Source organism: Mesorhizobium sp. (assembly GCF_041661565.1).
GTDB lineage: Bacteria > Pseudomonadota > Alphaproteobacteria > Rhizobiales > Rhizobiaceae > Mesorhizobium.
The window spans coordinates 1-15,708 of the sequence record NZ_JBAZUD010000123.1 but is presented as its reverse complement, the minus strand read 5'-3'; the positions used below and the strand labels follow the sequence as shown (position 1 = coordinate 15,708).

The window sequence follows — 15,708 nt, the reverse complement described above, 5'->3', positions numbered from 1 at the left end:
GTAGGTTCCACCGAAGGAACGGTAGCCGCGATTGAAGCTGGCGATGAAGCGGGCGCGCCGGTCGGCGTCCGGGTTTTCCGACTCAAGCAGTTTTCCCATCTCCGCCCGCCACTGGTCGCCTTTCTCACCGCATAGATTGCGAAGAAAATGCAGCGATCCGAGAACCTCCGCCAGCCGCATCAAGCCGGGTTCGAACGGCGCCTCCGCACTGACAGCGGCTCGTGTCGAGATGGCCACGCTGACGGCAAGGCAGACTGCGAGGAGCATCGATCGACGTTTCATGGTCCTTCTCCGCCTAACGGCGTAGCCGTTATGGCCTGGCTAACGGCGTAGCCGTTTTGGTCCGCCTAACCGCGTAGCCGTTATGTCTGGGCTAGCGGCGCCGAGCGGCGTGGGCCGTCGTGGTGGCAAACGGCACAAGTCCTTTTGGCGAAACAATTTGTCGCCCGCAAGGCGATTTTCAGGACCGCGTCCGGGGGGCTGGACGCGCACCGAGGAGTTCCTCGGCGACGGCGAAGACCGAACCGGCCAGCGGCAAGGCGCTCATGTCGTCGAGGGTGTAGAACGCCGCGGTCTCGGCGTCGTCGCTGGCGACGGCGTCGCCGCCGGCATAGGTGGCGCCGAACACGGTCAGCCGATAATCGACCGGGTGGCCGTCATCCCTGCCATCGACATGGATTTCCCGCAGTGGCCGGTAATCGGTGGCGTGCAGGCCGGTCTCTTCGAGGAGTTCACGCTGTACGGCGTCGGCAAGCGTTTCGCCCGGCTCGACCTTGCCGCCGGGAAAGGCGTAGAGGCCCCGTGAAGGCTGGCGCGCCCGCTTGACCAGAAGCACCGTGTCGTCACGGACCACCGCGACCGAAACTGCCGGAAGCGTGACGCGGATTTCGTTCATGGCCAACCTCTCAAAGCACAAGCTGCTGTGGGCCGGCTTGCTTCGGAGAGCTTTAGCGGTTGCGGTGCTGCTGTTCCATCGCCACTTTCGTGCGTAGCCATTTTAAGGGCAGGATCCATTCATCATGTGCGCACGCTTCGCCTTGACCGCGACGCCGGATCAGACAGCCGCCTTCCTCGACGTGGTGGCGCTCGAGGATTTCCCGGCACGCTACAACATCGCGCCGACTCAGCCGATTCTGACGACGATTGCCGGCGTCGCGCCGGCTGTCGGCTCAAATCTGCCGAACCGGCAGCCGCTGCTGGTGCGATGGGGACTGCTCCCTGCCTGGGTCAGGGACGTCAGGGATTTTCCGTTGCTGTTCAACGCGCCATCGGAAAGCGCGATCGAGAAGGCTTCGTTCAAAGCCGCCATGCGCCATCGCCGCGCCCTGGTTGCGGCATCGGGGTTCTATGAATGGCGGCGAACCGGTGGCAGGAAGGGCCAGGCCTACTGGATCCGGCCCAGGCAGGGCGGGCTGATTGCCTTTGCCGGCCTGATCGAAACCTACGCCGAGCCTGGCGGTTCGGAGATGGACACCGGCGCCATCCTGACCGTGCAAGCCAATGCCGACATCGCTCATATCCACGACCGCATGCCGGTCATGATCGATACGCGGGATTTTGAACGCTGGCTGGACTGTCGGACTCAGGAGCCGCGCGATGTCGCCGACCTGCTACGGCCGGCACCGCCGAATTTCTTCGAGGCAATTCCAGTATCCGACCTTGTCAACAAGGTCGCCAACACCGGACCAGCTATCCAGGAGAGGGGCGTCGCGGCGACGGAGCCCAAAAATGGCAGGGGCCGGAAGCCGGCCGCGGATGACGGCCAGATGACGCTGTTTTAGCGGCTTTAGCGGCCGTCGCGGTTTCGAGTCATGAGATGCCCATATCCGGCGCCCTGGGCACCGGCCGCGCGTCTCAGCCAGCGCGAGGCGATATGATCTTCTGCGCCGGCTTGTTCTTCTTCGCGGTGTGGAGAAGGGCGGCGACGATCGCCGCCGGGCCGATTGCGCGATAGTGGTTGGTCAGCGCCGGGTGCTTGGAGCGGTTGGACTCTTGCTTGCTTCGGAGCATGGTTTTCTTCCCAGGTAACATTTCCGTGTCATGGTCTGATGGCCGAATCCGACCAAATCGTGACGTCTGGTCCTCTAGCCGGCGAATGTTTCATGACTGTGCCGACATGTTTAATAAAATGTTTCAGTGTGCGATTACCTGTGATCCAGCGACGCTTTTGTGGACACTAGCGACTTGACGGCAACACTGGCCAAGGCGATAAAGCCGCCGATGAAAACGTCTTTCGCCATTTGTGGCATTTGCATTATTGGCTAGCTTCGCGCTGGTCCGGACGTTTTCGCCTCATCTTTCCCCAGATTGGACAAACGCCCCGGCCAGCAGGCTGGAGTCCGTCTTGCGTCTCGGCGCGGTGTGGACTTCCAAGTACAACAGACCGGGAAGGCACGAATGTCTGACGCATCGCAGGGCCTGCGCCTCTACAACACGCTGACGCGGAGCAAGGAGGATTTCGTCCCGATCGATCCGCTGAATGTGCGCATTTATGTCTGCGGCCCGACGGTCTACGACTTTGCCCACATCGGCAACGCCAGGCCGGTGATCGTCTTCGACGTCCTGTTCCGCCTGCTGCGGCACGTCTACGGCGAGGCGCATGTCACCTATGTGCGCAACATCACCGATGTCGACGACAAGATCAACGCGCGCGCCCTGCGTGATTTCGGCGGCGAGATCGCGTCCGGGGCACTTTCGCTCAACGAGGCGATCCGGCGGGTCACCGAAAAGACCGCCGACCAGTTCCACAAGGACGTGGCGGCGCTCGGATGCCTGGAGCCGACATTCGAGCCACGCGCCACTGAATTCGTCGAGCCCCGCGCCGATGGCAAGGCCGACATGATCAGCTTGATTCAAAGCCTTATCGAACGCGGGCATGCCTATGTCGCCGCAGGAGAAGTCTTGTTCGACACGGCGTCGATGCCCGACTATGGACAATTGTCGAAGCGCAATCTCGATGAGCAGCAGGCCGGTGTTCGCATCTCGGTCGACGCGCACAAGAAGAACCCCGGCGACTTCGTGCTGTGGAAGCTGTCGTCGCCGGAGGAGCCGGGCTGGAAGTCGCCTTGGGGCAGGGGCCGGCCGGGCTGGCATATCGAGTGCTCCGCCATGTCGGCCGCCTATCTCGGCGAGGTCTTCGACATCCATGGCGGCGGCCTCGATCTGATCTTCCCGCATCACGAGAACGAAATCGCCCAGTCGCGCTGTGCTCACGGCACCGATGTGATGGCCAACGTCTGGATGCACAACGGCTTCCTGCAGGTCGAAGGCCAGAAGATGTCGAAGAGCCTCGGCAATTTCTATTCGATCAACGAGTTGCTCGAGACCAAGACCTTTGGCGGCCGCGAATGGCCGGGCGAGGTGCTGCGTCTGGCGATGCTGATGACCCACTACCGCGAGCCGATCGATTTTTCCGTACGCAAGCTGGAAGAGGCCGAGAACACGCTGCGCAAATGGAAGCGGGCGGCGGATCTGGCGACCTCGGCGGCAGCGCGGTTGCCTGCCGAGGTTCTCGCCGCGTTGTCCGATGATCTCGCCACCTACGCCGCATTCCAGGTGCTGACGCGGTTGGCGGGCGAGGCCGCGGATGACAACGAGGCGGCATCATCGCTGAAGGCGTCGCTGCTGTTCCTCGGCTTCGACGTCGCCTCGGCGACTGTGAATGAGGACAACGTTTCCAGGGCGATCGTCGATCGCCTTGCGCTCATCGCCGCCAAGAACTGGACGGAGGCCGATCGCATCCGCGACGAATTGCTGGCGCAAGGCGTGCAGTTGAAGGACGGCAAGGACCCGGTTACCGGCGAACGTGTGACGACGTGGGAGGTCAAGCGGTGAGGCTGGTGCCAGGCGCCCCAACAAGGTCGGCCGAGGCGTTGGTGACAGCCAATCTCCCCCCTTGCGGGGGAGATGCCCGGCAGGGCAGAGGGGGGTGTGAGGAAACGCCAAGGTCTCCGTTTGCCCACCCTCGCTCCAATCATTTCCTGAGAAGGAAACGATCACCAGTTGATGGGCTGGCGGGACAGCACCCCCCTCTGCCCTGCCGGGCATCTCCCCCGCAAGGGGGGAGATCAGCCCTCCTCGCCGATTTCGTTAATGACCGGCGGGGGGATGTCTAATGGGTCACGATCTCGTTCCGTCACGCCACCGCCGGAATGCAAAAACCATGCGTCGTGTCATGACCGAAGCAGAGTTGAGGCTATGGAATGAGTTACGTGCCCATCGGCTGATGGGGATGAGCTTTCGCCGGCAGGTGCCGATTGGCCCCTATATCGTGGATTTTGCCTGCTCGGCTCATAGCCTCATTGTTGAGGTCGATGGCAGTCAGCACGCTGACGCGGAGCATCTGCAATATGACGAGCCACGAAGCGTCTATTTGAAGGCCAGCGGCTGGACCATCCTGCGCTTCTGGAATGACGACGTCATTCGCGATATCGACAATGTCTGCCAGCACATCGTGATCGAGGCCGGTCTGGCCGTTGCGGAAGTGCGGGCGGGCAAACCGGCGAGGGAGGCTGTACCATGATCGACCATCTTGGCATCAACGTTGCCGATTTCGATGCGTCGAAGGCTTTCTACGACAAGGCCATGGCGCCGTTGGGCGCGTCCTTGCTTTACATGGTGCCACAGGAATACACCGGCGGCGCCAAGGTTGGCGGATATGGCCGCGACCGGCCGGTGTTCTGGCTGCATGCCGGCAAGGACAAGCCGAAAGATCATCAGCACGTCGCCTTCACCGCGCGCAGCCGCGCCAAGGTCGACGCCTTCCATGCCGCGGCGCTCGCCGCCGGCGGCGAGGACAATGGCGCGCCTGGCCTGCGCCCGCATTATCATGCGAACTACTATGGCGCCTTCGTCTTCGATCCTGACGGCAACAATGTCGAAGCCGTCTGCCATCAACCGGAGTGACCTGCGATGAGCCTCGACAATCGGCCGATCTACACTGGTGGTTGCCAATGCGGTGCGGTGCGGTTTCGCGTCGAGGGCGCGCTTGGCGACGCCTCGGTCTGCCATTGCCGCATGTGCCAGAAGGCCTTCGGTTCGTTCTACGCGCCGCTGGTTTCGGTGCATGGCGCCAGGCTCGACTGGACGCGCGGTGAGCCGAAATACTTCCGCTCGTCCAACAAGGTCGACCGTGGCTTTTGCGCCAATTGCGGCACGCCGCTGACCTTCACCGCGCCGGATGGCGTCGGCCTCGCCATCGGCGCCTTCGACAACCCGGCGGAAATCGTGCCGCTGGTCCAGTGGGGCATCGAGGCAAAGCTGCCCTATGTCGACACGATCCCTCAATTGCCGGGCGAGGACACGATGGCCGATCTGTCGTCGGCCACCTATCTGGCCGACCTCGTCTCCTACCAGCACCCCGATCACGACACCGAACAATGGCCGCCAAAGGAAAAGCCATGACCGAGACAATACGAACCGGAGGTTGCCAATGTGGAGCGGTGCGCTTCCGCATTCATGGGGCGCTCGGCCGTCCGTCCATCTGCCACTGCCGGATGTGCCAGAAACAGTTCGGCTCGTTTTTCGGCGCCCTGGTGACGGTGCCGAAGGACGGTGTCGAATGGACCCATGAGGAGCCGAGTTATTTCCAGTCGTCGGTCAACATCGATCGCGGCTTCTGCGCCCGTTGCGGCACGCCGCTGACCTACAGGCAGCCCGGCGGACTGGAGATTGCCATCGGCGCCTTCGACGACCGGTCCGATCTCTCCCCGCAGATCCAGGTCAATTACGCGGCGCGGCTGCCATGGGTGGAAACCATTTTCGACCAACCCGTCCATCAGGATCCCGACTATTACAACAGGCAGGAATCCATCATCTCCTTCCAGCATCCCGACCATGAAACGGCGGATTGGCCAACCAAGGGTTTGCAACTATGAGCAGTCAATTGCGCACGCTTTATCCCGAGATCGAGGCCTTCGATTCCGGGGTGCTGGATGTCGGCGACGGCCATCAGGTCTACTGGGAGCGTTCCGGCACCAGGGGCGCCAAGCCGGCGGTGTTCCTGCATGGCGGGCCGGGCGGCACCATCTCGCCAAAACACCGGCGGCTGTTCGATCCGAAACTCTACGACGTCATCCTGTTCGACCAGCGCGGTTGCGGAAAATCGACCCCCAACGCCTCGCTCGAGGCCAACACGACCTGGCATCTCGTCGCCGACATCGAGCGCCTGCGCGAGATGGCTGGCTTCGACAAATGGCTGGTGTTCGGCGGTTCGTGGGGCTCGACGCTGGCGCTGGCCTATGCCGAGACCCATCCCGAGCGCGTCAGCGAACTGGTGGTGCGCGGCATCTACACGCTGACGCGTGCCGAGCTCGAGTGGTACTATCAGTTCGGCGTCTCGGAAATGTTCCCCGACAAATGGGAGAGGTTCCTGGCGCCGATCCCGGAGGCCGAACGCGGCGACATGATGGCGGCCTACCGCAAGCGGCTGGTGGGCGACGATCGCAAGGCGCAGATCGAGGCTGCCCGCGCCTGGAGCCTTTGGGAAGGCGAGACGATCACGCTGCTGCCGGAGCCTGAAACCAGCGGTCCGTTCGGCGAGGACGACTACGCGGTCGCTTTCGCCCGTATCGAGAACCACTATTTCGTTCATGCCGGCTGGCTCGAAGAGGGGCAATTGCTGCGCGATGCGCACAGGCTGCGCGACATCCCCGGCACCATCGTTCATGGCCGCTATGACATGCCGTGCCCGGCGCGTTACGCCTGGGCGCTGCACAAGGCTTGGCCGAAGGCTGACTTTCACCTCATTGAAGGCGCCGGCCACGCCTTCTCCGAACCCGGCATCCTCGACCAGCTGGTCCGGGCGACGGACAAGTTCGCGGGCAAATGATGACCCGCGAGCGGCTCTATCTCTTCGACACGACCCTGCGCGATGGCCAGCAGACGCCGGGCGTCGACTTTTCCGTCGAGGACAAGATCGCCATCGCAAGACTGCTCGACGAGTTCGGCATCGATTATGTCGAAGGCGGCTATCCCGGCGCCAACCCGACCGACACCGCCTTCTTCCAGGAGAAGCGCACGGCGCGTGCCAAGTTCGTCGCCTTCGGCATGACCAAGCGGGCAGGCGTGTCGGCTTCGAACGATCCCGGCCTGGCTGCGCTCGTGCAGTCCAGGTCGGACGCCATCTGCTTCGTCGCCAAGAGCTGGGACTATCATGTCCGCGTCGCTTTGGGCTGCACCAATGAGGAGAATCTCGAGGCGATCAAGGCATCGGTCGAGGCAGCTGTCGCTTCCGGCAAGGAGGCGCTTGTCGATTGCGAGCACTTCTTCGACGGCTTCAAGGCCAACCCCGAATATGCGCTGGCCTGTGCCAGGACCGCCTATGATGGCGGCGCGCGCTGGGTGGTGCTGTGCGATACCAACGGCGGCACTCAGCCCTCGGAAGTCCGTGCCATCGTCGAGAAGGTCGTCGCCTCGGGCATTCCCGGCGCCAATCTGGGCATCCATGCCCATGACGACACCGGCCAGGCGGTCGCCAATTCGCTGGCCGCCGTCGAGGCCGGCGTGCGCCAGATCCAGGGCACGCTCAACGGCCTTGGCGAACGTTGCGGCAATGCCAATCTGATCTCGATCGTGCCCACCCTTGCGCTGAAGCCGGCTTTTTCCACCCGCTTCGAAACCGGTATCTCGGCGCAGGCCCTCGCCGGCATCTCCAGGCTCTCCCGCGCGTTCGACGAATTGCTGAACCGCGCCCCCGAAGCACAGGCGCCCTATGTCGGCGCCTCGGCCTTCGCCACCAAGGCCGGTATCCATGCCTCGGCATTGGCCAAGGAGCCGGCGACCTATGAGCATGTGCCTCCGGAAGCGGTCGGCAACCGCCGCCGGGTCATGGTTTCGGACCAGGGCGGCAAGGCCAATTTCCTGGCCGAACTGAAGCGGCGCGGCATCGACGTGCCGAGGGACGATCACCGGCTCGACGCGCTGATTTCCGTGGTCAAGGAGCGTGAAGCCGAAGGCTACGCCTATGAAGGCGCCGACGCCTCCTTCGAACTGCTGGCACGCAAGATGCTGCACGGCCTGCCCGAATTCTTTGCCGTCACCTCGTTTCGCTGCATGGTCGAGCGCCGCTTCGACGCCAACGGCCAGCTGAAGACGGTGTCGGAAGCGATCGTGAAGGTGTTGGTCGACGGCGAGGAAAAGATGTCCGTCGCCGAAGGCCACGGCCCGGTGAATGCGCTCGACCTCGCGCTGCGCAAGGACCTCGGCAAATTCCAGGGCGAGATCGCCGATCTGGAACTCGCCGACTTCAAGGTGCGCATCCTCAATGGCGGGACCGAGGCGATCACCCGCGTGCTCATCGAATCCCATGACGGGACCGGGGCCCGCTGGTGGACGGTCGGCGTTTCCGAAAACATCATCGACGCCTCCTTCCAGGCGCTGATGGATTCCATCGTCTACAAGCTGATGAAGAACCGCGAGATGGCCGGGTTGGTGGCGGCGGAGTAACTGAACCATCAGCGAAACTCCATTGATCCATCACAACTTTGCGATGGTCTTGCCAAGGTGACTGGGCCATAGCGTTGGCCCATGGCCACTGAAGCAATGACCCTGAATGCGAATGCAAAGGGCAGGCGGGGCTTCCTGCTTGCGCTGGGCGCCTATCTCCTGTGGGGGTTGCTGCCTTTCTACATGAAGGCCGTGGCTCATCTGCCGCTCGCCGAAGTCATCGCCAACCGGATCGTCTGGTCCGTGCCGATCGCCGCTGCTGTCCTGGTCTGGGCAGGACGCACCGCGGATTTCAAGGTGGCGCTGCGTTCGCCGCGCACCATCGCCATGGCCGCACTCACGGCAGCGCTGATCTCGGTCAACTGGGGCATCTATGTCTGGGCGATCGCCGTCGACCGCACGGTCGAGACCGCGCTCGGCTACTACATCAACCCGCTGGTCAACGTCGTCGTCGGCGCGCTGCTGCTTGGCGAGCGGCTCGACAGGCTGCGGGTCGCGGCGGTGGTGCTGGCGGCGGTCGCGGTCGCGGTGCTGACCTTCGAGGGCGGCAAGCTGCCCCTGGTGTCCCTGGCATTGGCGTTTTCCTTCGCCGCCTACGGTTTCTTCCGCAAGACGCTGCCGATCGGCCCGAGCCAGGGCTTCCTGCTCGAAGTGCTTCTGCTGTCGGTGCCGGCCCTCGGCTACATCTTCTATCTGATCGCGACCGGGCAGGACCATCTCGTATCCGGCGATACGACCGATACGGCATTGCTGATCGGATGCGGCCCGATCACGTCGATACCGCTGCTGCTGTTCGCGTTCGGCGCCAAGCTGTTGCGCCTCTCCACCATCGGCATCATGCAATACATCGCACCGACCATGGTCTTCCTGATCGCCGTCCTGATATTCAATGAGCCTTTCGACACCGTCCAGGCCGTTGCCTTCGCTCTGATCTGGGCAGCTTTGGCCATCTATTCCTGGTCGATGTTCCGGGGTCGCGAAATTCGGGCTGCAGTGCCCGCAGCAAGCTAAGGGGCCTCGGATGTATGTCCTGCATATCGCCAACAAGAACTACTCTTCGTGGTCGCTTAGGCCATGGGTGCTGATGCGGACGCTGGACATCCCGTTCGAGGAGCGGCTGACGCCATTTCCGACCGGATCGAGCTGGGATCTCTACCGGCCATTCTCGCCCAGCGGCCGCGTGCCGTGCCTGATCGACGATGGCTGGGCGGTCTGGGATTCACTTGCCATCATCGAATATCTGGCGGAACGCCACCATGGCGTCTGGCCGGTTGAGGCCAAGGTCCGCGCCTGGGCGCGGTCCGCCGCCGCCGAGATGCATTCGAGCTTCACGGCGCTCCGCAACGACTGCCCGATGAATTGCGGTGTGCGTGTGGAGCCGATGCCGATGTCCGACGCGCTGAAGCAGGACCTCTTTCGCCTCGGCGATCTTTGGAATGATGGCCTAGCCCGTTTCGGCGGCCCGTTCCTGGCCGGAGCTCATTTCACCGCCGTGGACGCCTTCTTCGCCCCGGTGGCGTTTCGGGCCCAGTCCTATGGGCTTGCTTTCGAGGGTGCGGCTGCCGCCTATCCGGCGCACCTGCTAGCCCTGCCGGCAATGCGCGACTGGTATGCCGACGCCATTGCCGAGACATGGCGTGAGCCGGGCCACGAGGCGGAAGTCGCGTCCGCCGGCACCGTCACCGAGGATTGTCGCGCTACGGCCTAAGGTCGCGGCGTCGTCGTCAAAGTCCTCGGCCAAGCCGCCTGACAAACATGAAGGTGGCTGCCGCGATAACCAGCGATACGCCCGTCACCACCCAGAAGCCCATTGGCGTGTCGAGCAGTGGCAGCCCGCCGACATTCATGCCGAACAGGCCGGAAATGATCGTCATCGGCAGCAGCACCGCCGTCATGACGGAAAGGACATAGAGCAACTGGTTCGACTGCATGGTCAGCTTGGCCATCAGCTCATCCTGCAACAGCCTTGTGCGTGCCTGCAGCTGTTCGCCGTCATGATAAAGCGTGTGAGCCCGATGCGAGAGCCTCGCCGCCATGGCGGTGAGCGGCTCGGACAGTTCTTCGCGATGGGAATGCTCGAGATGCCGGAACAGGTTGGTGAGCGTCGCCATCTGCCGATGGATCACCACCAGCTGCCGCCGCGCCTCGACCAGGGACTGGCGTTCATTGTGCCATGCATCGCGCACGACGCGATCCTCGATGCCGTCGAGCGTGTCGCCGAGCTTGCCAAGTTCGCGCGCCATGCCGTCGAGCGACTGGCCCATGACTGCTTCGATCAGTTCCGCCGGCGAACGGAATTTGCGCGATCCGTTCTCCACCGCCTTGCGCACGGCGTCGACCGATTCCAGCGGTTGCTTACGGGCGCCGATTAGCATCGTATCGTTGAAGGCGAAACGGAAATGCACGAGCCCGCGCGCTTCCGAAAAATCGTGCCTCAGGTCCGGCAGGTCGCCGAACAGCCAGTTGTCCTCGTAGTCGATGTGGCAGCCATGGCTGGGCGCCAGGAACGCATCGCGTGCCGGGGCAGGCAACGCCTTCTCGGCGCTTATCTCCTGGCGGGCATGCAGATCGGTGATCTGGTAGCTGCGCCACGTCCATGCCGCCTGCGTGGGATCCTTGGTGCGCAAGCCGTCGGCGGTGAAATGATAGATGAAGAACAGCCCGTGCTCATCGGGCAGGTAAGGCGACAGGTCGGTGCCTTCCTGGGCGAGAGCGATATTCATGGGCGGAGTGCCGGGACTGGGTTTCGATATGGCGCCGCGTGGCAGCCACGCAGTCTCCAATTCCTAGCACGAGCGGACCTGGTTTCGTGTGACGGATTTTTGACAGTCGATCACGTCTGTCGCTCTGGCGGGACGGTAGGGCAGTAGGGCAGATGCCTTCTAAACATACTGCCTCCTGCCGTACTCCCTATTCCTACATCTTGTCGATTACCGACTGCACGCCTTCGGTCGGCGCATCGACCGACGAGCCCGCCACCATGATGGCGGCGACGATGGCTTCGGGGTCTTCCACGACCAACGGCTTGACCCGCTGCGCGGTGTGGATGAAGCCTTCCGCCGCCATGTGATCAAGCAACGCCAGCATCGGATCCCAAAATCCGTTGACGTTGCCGAAGACGATCGGCTTGCGGTGATGTCCAAGCTGTGCCCAGGTCATGATCTCGACGATCTCCTCGACTGTGCCGATACCGCCGGGCAGCGCCACAAAGGCGTCGGATTTCTCGAACATCCTGTGTTTGCGCTCATGCATGTTGTCGGTGATCAGCAACTCGTCGAGGCGGTCAAGCGCGGTTTCCGTTGCCTCCATGTTGATCAGGAAGCGCGGGATGATGCCCGTCACCTTGCCGCCGGCCTTGAGCGCGCCTTCGGCGACGGCGCCCATGATGCCCTTGGTGCCGCCGCCATAGACCAGCCGCAGCCCTGCCTTGGCAATCGAGCGCCCAAGCAGGTGTCCGGCCTTGGCATGACTTTCATCGCGGCCCGGAGAAGAGCCGCAATAGACGCAGATGGATCGAATCGTGTTCATGGCGATGATTGGTGATAGTGTGTGAAAGTGCGGTCAAGCCCAGATGTCAGGAAGTCCGGGCTTTTTCTGCCGGCCCCCTTTTTCTTGTCGGCTTTGGGAAAACACGCTAGACCGGCATTAGGTGGCTAAGGGGTAGGGGAAAATGGCAACTAATCCACTAAGGGTGATCCTGTTCGCGGCGGGTGGGACCGTCGCGGTTGCGGGTGCCGCCTATGTATCGGGCGCACTGGACCCGTATCTCAACAAGGCCCCACCGGCGCAAGTGGCCGCGTTGCCAGCGCCCGAGGCGCCCAAACCAGCCGATCCCGGCACGGAAGGTCGGCTGCCTGCTGCGCCAGCGCCGCCGGCTGCTCCAGCCACGGCCCCCCAGGCGACGGCTCCCGCCGCACCGACAGCGCCAGCAACCGAGGCGCCCGCTACGGGCGCGCCAGCCACGGAAGCGACGGCTCCGGCCGCGCCGGCAACCGAGGCCTCGGCTCCCGCCGCACCCGCCACGGTCGGCCCGATCGCACCGACGTTCGATGTCGTGCGTGTCGAGAGCAATGGCTCGATTGTCGTCGCCGGCAATGCGGCACCCAATTCGAAGGTCGAGATCCTCAACGGCACGGCCGTGCTTGGTTCGACGGTCGCCGGTCCCGATGGCGCCTTCGTCATCGTGCTGGACGATCCGCTCAAGCCCGGCGACTACACAATCGCGCTTCGCGCAATCGCCGGCGATGCCGTGACCGCCTCGGCGCAGACAGCTGTCGTCTCGGTCCCCAAGGACGCTGCCGGTCAGGTGCTGGCCATGGTCGAGGAACCGGGCAAGCCAGCCGAACTGCTCACCGTTCCCGCGCCCGAGAACAAGCCCGCCGCGCCGGCTGAAGGCGACCAGGCGGCTGCTCCGGCGCCCGCCGCTCCGTCGACGGCAGCGCCGGCGGCCACCGCTCCGGCACCCGCGGCAACAACGCCGGCGCCTGCTGTGGTCGAGGCCGCGCCAGCTCCTGCCGCGCCGGCAACGCCGCCTGCGGCACCCGTGACTGAGCCCAAGATCGTCGTCGAGGCGGTCGAGATCGACGGCAACAAGATCTTCGTCGCCGGTCTCGCCGATGCGGGCCGCAAGGTGCGCGCCTATGCCAACGACATCCTGCTTGGTGACGCGCTGACGTCGCCGGACGGTCATTTCCTGGTCGAGGCCACACGAGACATCCCGGTCGGCAGCTATACCATCCATGTCGATGGTCTCGATGCCAACGGCGTCAAGGTGGTGGCCCGCGCCGCCGTTCCTTTCGAGCGCGAACCGGGTGAGGCGATCGCCGCCGTGGCGCCTGCCGGCACCAAGCCGGCCGAGGCAAAGCCGGCCGCACCCGCCGTCGCCGGCTCGCCCGCCGCTCCGGCTACGGGCACCCCCGCCGTTGTCGCGGCTGCACCGGCCGAACCGGCAACGGCTCCAGCCGCACCGGGCAGCGCGGCGCCCACCCCGGCTCCGGCCGTTGCCGCCGCTCCGGCCGAAACGGCTCCTGCGGCACCCGCTACGGAGGCTCCGGCCGTCGTCGCGGCGGCCACGCCGCCCGGCGACGTGCCCGAGGTCGTGTCGCCCAAGCTCGAACATGCTGACGGCGCCGTCATCATCCGACGCCACGATACGTTGTGGCGAATTTCGCGGCGCGTCTACGGCCATGGCGTGCGTTATTCAACCATCTACCTCGCCAACCAGGACCAGATCAGCGACCCCGATCGGATCTGGCCGGGTCAGGTTTTCAAGGTCCCGGAAAAGTCGAAGGAAGGTGAAGCCGCCGACCTCAAGGCGATGGGCGAGCAGGCGACGACGACACCGACCAAGGCCAATTGATAGGTTGCAGAAGCTCACTATCGGAGACCATCCGGGGTGAGTTGCGGTTATCGCGCCGCGATATCCGGCGCATCGATCACCAAACCGCTGCCCATAAGGGCAGCTTGCTGTCGGCCCGGTCATCGTTTATCGCCGATGGACGATGATCGAATCCCTCGCCCAGTCAGGCAGCCACCACCGTGTCCCGGAAGCTACCGACAGCCGCGCCGTCGCCGTCGGCCTTGCCGCGCTTTCGCATCCGGCGCGGATCGAGATCATAAAACATCTGTCGGCCAGCAGCTCCTGCTGTTGCCGTGACGTGGTTGATCATCTCGACCTGGCGCAGTCGACCGTTTCCCAGCATCTGAAGATACTGGTCGGTGCCGGTCTGGTCCGTTTCGCGTCCGACCGCCAACGCTCGCGCTATGAAGTCGATCGCTCCGCCCTCGCCAGGGTCTCTGCATCGCTCGCCGCGCTCGTCAATTCCTGCTGCTCCGGCCGCTGAAAGATAAGAAGAAAGCACCAGAATGGCCGAAAAAACCGTCTCCTCCGATAGCTCGACATTCAAGACCATGGTCAATCTGTGGCCCTACATGTGGCCGGCGGATCGTGCCGACCTCAGGGCGCGGGTGACCTGGGCGACGCTTCTGCTGGTCGTCGCCAAGCTGACGCTGGTCGCCGGCCCTTATTTCTTCAAATGGGCAACCGATGCGCTAGCCGGGGATTCCAAGTCGGTGCCGCCACTGCCGACCTTTCTGCTGGCGCCCGTCATGCTGGTCATCGCCTACAATGTCGTCCGCCTGGTGCAGCTTGGTTTCAACCAGTTGCGCGACGCCCTGTTTGCCCGCGTCGGCCAGTATGCGGTGCGTCAGCTCGCCTTCCGCACCTTCGTCCATATGCACGAACTGTCGCTGCGCTTCCATCTCGAGCGGCGCACCGGCGGCTTGTCGCGCATCATCGAGCGCGGCACCAAGGGCATCGAGACGATCGTGCGCTTCATCATGCTCAACACGGCGCCGACCATCCTCGAATTCGGCCTGACCACGGGCATCTTCGCCTATACCTATGGCTGGAAATACGTGGTCGTGGTCGCGGTTACCGTCTGTCTGTATGTCTGGTTCACCGTGCGCGCCAGCGACTGGCGCATATCGATCCGTCGCGACATGAACGACAGCGATACCGACGCCAACACCAAGGCCATCGACTCGCTGCTCAACTACGAGACGGTCAAGTATTTCAACAATGAAGGCATGGAGGCCGAGCGCTTCGACCGCTCGATGGCGCGCTACGAGATCGCGGCGACGAGGATCTGGACCTCGCTTGGCTGGCTGAATTTCGGCCAGGGCATCATTTTCGGCCTCGGCACCGTCATCGTCATGTGCATGTCGGCGCTGGAGGTGCAGGCGGGCACCCAGACAGTCGGCGACTTCGTCTTCATCAACGCCATGTTGATCCAGCTTTCCGTGCCGCTCAACTTCATCGGCTTCATCTACCGGGAAATCCGCCAGGGGCTGACCGACATCGAGCAGATGTTCGACCTGCTCGACGTGCCGCCGGAGATCGTCGACAAGCCAGGCGCCAAGCCGCTCGTTGTCAATGCCGGCACGGTCGAATTCCGCGACGTGCATTTCTCCTATGATCCCAACCGCAAGATCCTGAAGGGCGTCAGCTTCGAAGTTCCGGCCGGCAAGACGGTGGCCATCGTCGGACCGTCTGGCGCCGGCAAGTCGACCATATCGCGGCTTCTCTTTCGCTTCTACGATGTCCAGTCCGGTCAGGTGCTGATCGACGGCCAGGATGTCCGCGACGTGACGCAGGAAAGCCTGCGGGCGGTGATCGGCATGGTGCCGCAGGACACCGTGCTGTTCAACGACACAATCGCCTACAACATCCGCTATGGCCGCGTCGGCGCCAGCGAGGACGAT

General features: G+C 63.7%; 18 protein-coding genes. 13 read left to right on the top strand and 5 right to left on the bottom strand.

Features of this window, described 5'->3' with window-relative positions:
- Together WC739_RS19405 and WC739_RS19400 are read right to left on the bottom strand one after the other, a co-directional pair.
- The coding region (locus WC739_RS19405) for a TIGR02301 family protein (protein WP_372954645.1) at positions 1-282 on the bottom strand (282 nt) is incomplete at its 3' end.
- Between the two features lie 178 nt (positions 283-460).
- Entirely contained in the window at positions 461-895 is a 435-nt protein-coding gene (locus tag WC739_RS19400) for an NUDIX hydrolase (RefSeq protein WP_372954644.1), read from the bottom strand.
- Between the two features lie 124 nt (positions 896-1,019).
- Here WC739_RS19400 and WC739_RS19395 point away from each other — a divergent pair, with 124 nt between their 5' ends.
- The gene (locus WC739_RS19395; RefSeq protein WP_372954643.1) at positions 1,020-1,781 is read left to right on the top strand and encodes an SOS response-associated peptidase; all 762 of its coding nucleotides are present in this window, start codon (positions 1,020-1,022) and stop codon (positions 1,779-1,781) included.
- Positions 1,782-1,854: 73 nt separating this feature from the next.
- Here WC739_RS19395 and WC739_RS19390 read toward each other — a convergent pair whose 3' ends face one another.
- The gene (locus WC739_RS19390) at positions 1,855-2,010 is read right to left on the bottom strand and encodes a hypothetical protein (protein ID WP_372954642.1); all 156 of its coding nucleotides are present in this window, start codon (positions 2,008-2,010) and stop codon (positions 1,855-1,857) included.
- Positions 2,011-2,397: 387 nt separating this feature from the next.
- Between WC739_RS19390 and cysS the strand changes: the two genes are divergently transcribed.
- The 9 genes from cysS to WC739_RS19345 all read left to right on the top strand — a co-directional run bounded on the left by cysS (position 2,398) and on the right by WC739_RS19345 (position 10,153).
- The gene (gene cysS, locus WC739_RS19385; RefSeq protein WP_372954641.1) at positions 2,398-3,834 is read left to right on the top strand and encodes a cysteine--tRNA ligase; all 1,437 of its coding nucleotides are present in this window, start codon (positions 2,398-2,400) and stop codon (positions 3,832-3,834) included.
- A gap of 280 nt (positions 3,835-4,114) precedes the next feature.
- The gene (locus tag WC739_RS19380) at positions 4,115-4,522 is read left to right on the top strand and encodes an endonuclease domain-containing protein (protein WP_372954640.1); all 408 of its coding nucleotides are present in this window, start codon (positions 4,115-4,117) and stop codon (positions 4,520-4,522) included.
- Positions 4,519-4,905, top strand: coding sequence for a VOC family protein (locus WC739_RS19375; RefSeq protein WP_372954639.1), 387 nt, complete (start codon positions 4,519-4,521; stop codon positions 4,903-4,905). The genes WC739_RS19380 and WC739_RS19375 overlap by 4 nt, the downstream gene beginning before the upstream one ends.
- 6 nt (positions 4,906-4,911) lie before the next feature.
- Complete coding sequence (locus WC739_RS19370) at positions 4,912-5,403, top strand: GFA family protein (RefSeq protein ID WP_372954638.1); 492 nt, start codon at positions 4,912-4,914, stop codon at positions 5,401-5,403.
- Positions 5,400-5,876 carry a GFA family protein gene (locus tag WC739_RS19365; protein WP_372954637.1) on the top strand — a complete coding sequence of 159 codons (477 nt, stop codon included), beginning with the start codon at positions 5,400-5,402 and terminating at the stop codon, positions 5,874-5,876. Before WC739_RS19370 ends, WC739_RS19365 begins: the two co-directional genes overlap by 4 nt.
- Positions 5,873-6,829, top strand: coding sequence for a prolyl aminopeptidase (gene pip, locus WC739_RS19360; protein WP_372954636.1), 957 nt, complete (start codon positions 5,873-5,875; stop codon positions 6,827-6,829). The genes WC739_RS19365 and pip overlap by 4 nt, the downstream gene beginning before the upstream one ends.
- Entirely contained in the window at positions 6,829-8,445 is a 1,617-nt protein-coding gene (gene cimA / locus WC739_RS19355; protein WP_372954646.1) for a citramalate synthase, read from the top strand. The genes pip and cimA overlap by 1 nt, the downstream gene beginning before the upstream one ends.
- A gap of 81 nt (positions 8,446-8,526) precedes the next feature.
- Positions 8,527-9,456, top strand: a complete 930-nt coding sequence (gene rarD / locus WC739_RS19350; RefSeq protein WP_372954635.1) for an EamA family transporter RarD — start codon at positions 8,527-8,529, stop codon at positions 9,454-9,456.
- 10 nt (positions 9,457-9,466) lie between these two features.
- The gene (locus tag WC739_RS19345) at positions 9,467-10,153 is read left to right on the top strand and encodes a glutathione S-transferase family protein (protein WP_372954634.1); all 687 of its coding nucleotides are present in this window, start codon (positions 9,467-9,469) and stop codon (positions 10,151-10,153) included.
- Positions 10,154-10,169: 16 nt separating this feature from the next.
- On the opposite strand, the gene WC739_RS19340 is transcribed toward WC739_RS19345, so the two are convergent.
- Both WC739_RS19340 and WC739_RS19335 read right to left on the bottom strand, forming a co-directional pair.
- Positions 10,170-11,168, bottom strand: a complete 999-nt coding sequence (locus WC739_RS19340) for a transporter (protein WP_372954633.1) — start codon at positions 11,166-11,168, stop codon at positions 10,170-10,172.
- A gap of 193 nt (positions 11,169-11,361) precedes the next feature.
- The gene (locus tag WC739_RS19335; protein ID WP_372954632.1) at positions 11,362-11,973 is read right to left on the bottom strand and encodes a TIGR00730 family Rossman fold protein; all 612 of its coding nucleotides are present in this window, start codon (positions 11,971-11,973) and stop codon (positions 11,362-11,364) included.
- A gap of 142 nt (positions 11,974-12,115) precedes the next feature.
- On the opposite strand from WC739_RS19335, the gene WC739_RS19330 reads away from it, so the two are divergent.
- The 3 genes from WC739_RS19330 to WC739_RS19320 all read left to right on the top strand — a co-directional run.
- Positions 12,116-13,804 (top strand): LysM peptidoglycan-binding domain-containing protein, encoded by a 1,689-nt coding sequence (locus tag WC739_RS19330; protein WP_372954631.1) that lies wholly within the window; start codon positions 12,116-12,118, stop codon positions 13,802-13,804.
- A 142-nt stretch (positions 13,805-13,946) separates the two neighbouring features.
- Complete coding sequence (locus WC739_RS19325) at positions 13,947-14,288, top strand: ArsR/SmtB family transcription factor (RefSeq protein ID WP_372954630.1); 342 nt, start codon at positions 13,947-13,949, stop codon at positions 14,286-14,288.
- Between the two features lie 22 nt (positions 14,289-14,310).
- A partial coding sequence (locus WC739_RS19320) for an ABC transporter ATP-binding protein/permease (protein ID WP_372954629.1) occupies positions 14,311-15,708 on the top strand: 1,398 nt, incomplete at its 3' end.

What these genes read in the sequence shown, in the direction of transcription:
- WC739_RS19400 (WP_372954644.1), bottom strand. Translation starts at nt 895, where the DNA reads ATGAACGAAATCCGCGTCACGCTTCCGGCAGTTTCGGTCGCGGTGGTC.
- WC739_RS19395 (WP_372954643.1), top strand. Translation starts at nt 1,020, where the DNA reads ATGTGCGCACGCTTCGCCTTGACCGCGACGCCGGATCAGACAGCCGCC.
- WC739_RS19390 (WP_372954642.1), bottom strand. Translation starts at nt 2,010, where the DNA reads ATGCTCCGAAGCAAGCAAGAGTCCAACCGCTCCAAGCACCCGGCGCTG.
- cysS (WP_372954641.1), top strand. Translation starts at nt 2,398, where the DNA reads ATGTCTGACGCATCGCAGGGCCTGCGCCTCTACAACACGCTGACGCGG.
- WC739_RS19380 (WP_372954640.1), top strand. Translation starts at nt 4,115, where the DNA reads ATGGGTCACGATCTCGTTCCGTCACGCCACCGCCGGAATGCAAAAACC.
- WC739_RS19375 (WP_372954639.1), top strand. Translation starts at nt 4,519, where the DNA reads ATGATCGACCATCTTGGCATCAACGTTGCCGATTTCGATGCGTCGAAG.
- WC739_RS19370 (WP_372954638.1), top strand. Translation starts at nt 4,912, where the DNA reads ATGAGCCTCGACAATCGGCCGATCTACACTGGTGGTTGCCAATGCGGT.
- WC739_RS19365 (WP_372954637.1), top strand. Translation starts at nt 5,400, where the DNA reads ATGACCGAGACAATACGAACCGGAGGTTGCCAATGTGGAGCGGTGCGC.
- pip (WP_372954636.1), top strand. Translation starts at nt 5,873, where the DNA reads ATGAGCAGTCAATTGCGCACGCTTTATCCCGAGATCGAGGCCTTCGAT.
- cimA (WP_372954646.1), top strand. Translation starts at nt 6,829, where the DNA reads ATGACCCGCGAGCGGCTCTATCTCTTCGACACGACCCTGCGCGATGGC.
- rarD (WP_372954635.1), top strand. Translation starts at nt 8,527, where the DNA reads ATGGCCACTGAAGCAATGACCCTGAATGCGAATGCAAAGGGCAGGCGG.
- WC739_RS19345 (WP_372954634.1), top strand. Translation starts at nt 9,467, where the DNA reads ATGTATGTCCTGCATATCGCCAACAAGAACTACTCTTCGTGGTCGCTT.
- WC739_RS19340 (WP_372954633.1), bottom strand. Translation starts at nt 11,168, where the DNA reads ATGAATATCGCTCTCGCCCAGGAAGGCACCGACCTGTCGCCTTACCTG.
- WC739_RS19335 (WP_372954632.1), bottom strand. Translation starts at nt 11,973, where the DNA reads ATGAACACGATTCGATCCATCTGCGTCTATTGCGGCTCTTCTCCGGGC.
- WC739_RS19330 (WP_372954631.1), top strand. Translation starts at nt 12,116, where the DNA reads ATGGCAACTAATCCACTAAGGGTGATCCTGTTCGCGGCGGGTGGGACC.
- WC739_RS19325 (WP_372954630.1), top strand. Translation starts at nt 13,947, where the DNA reads ATGATCGAATCCCTCGCCCAGTCAGGCAGCCACCACCGTGTCCCGGAA.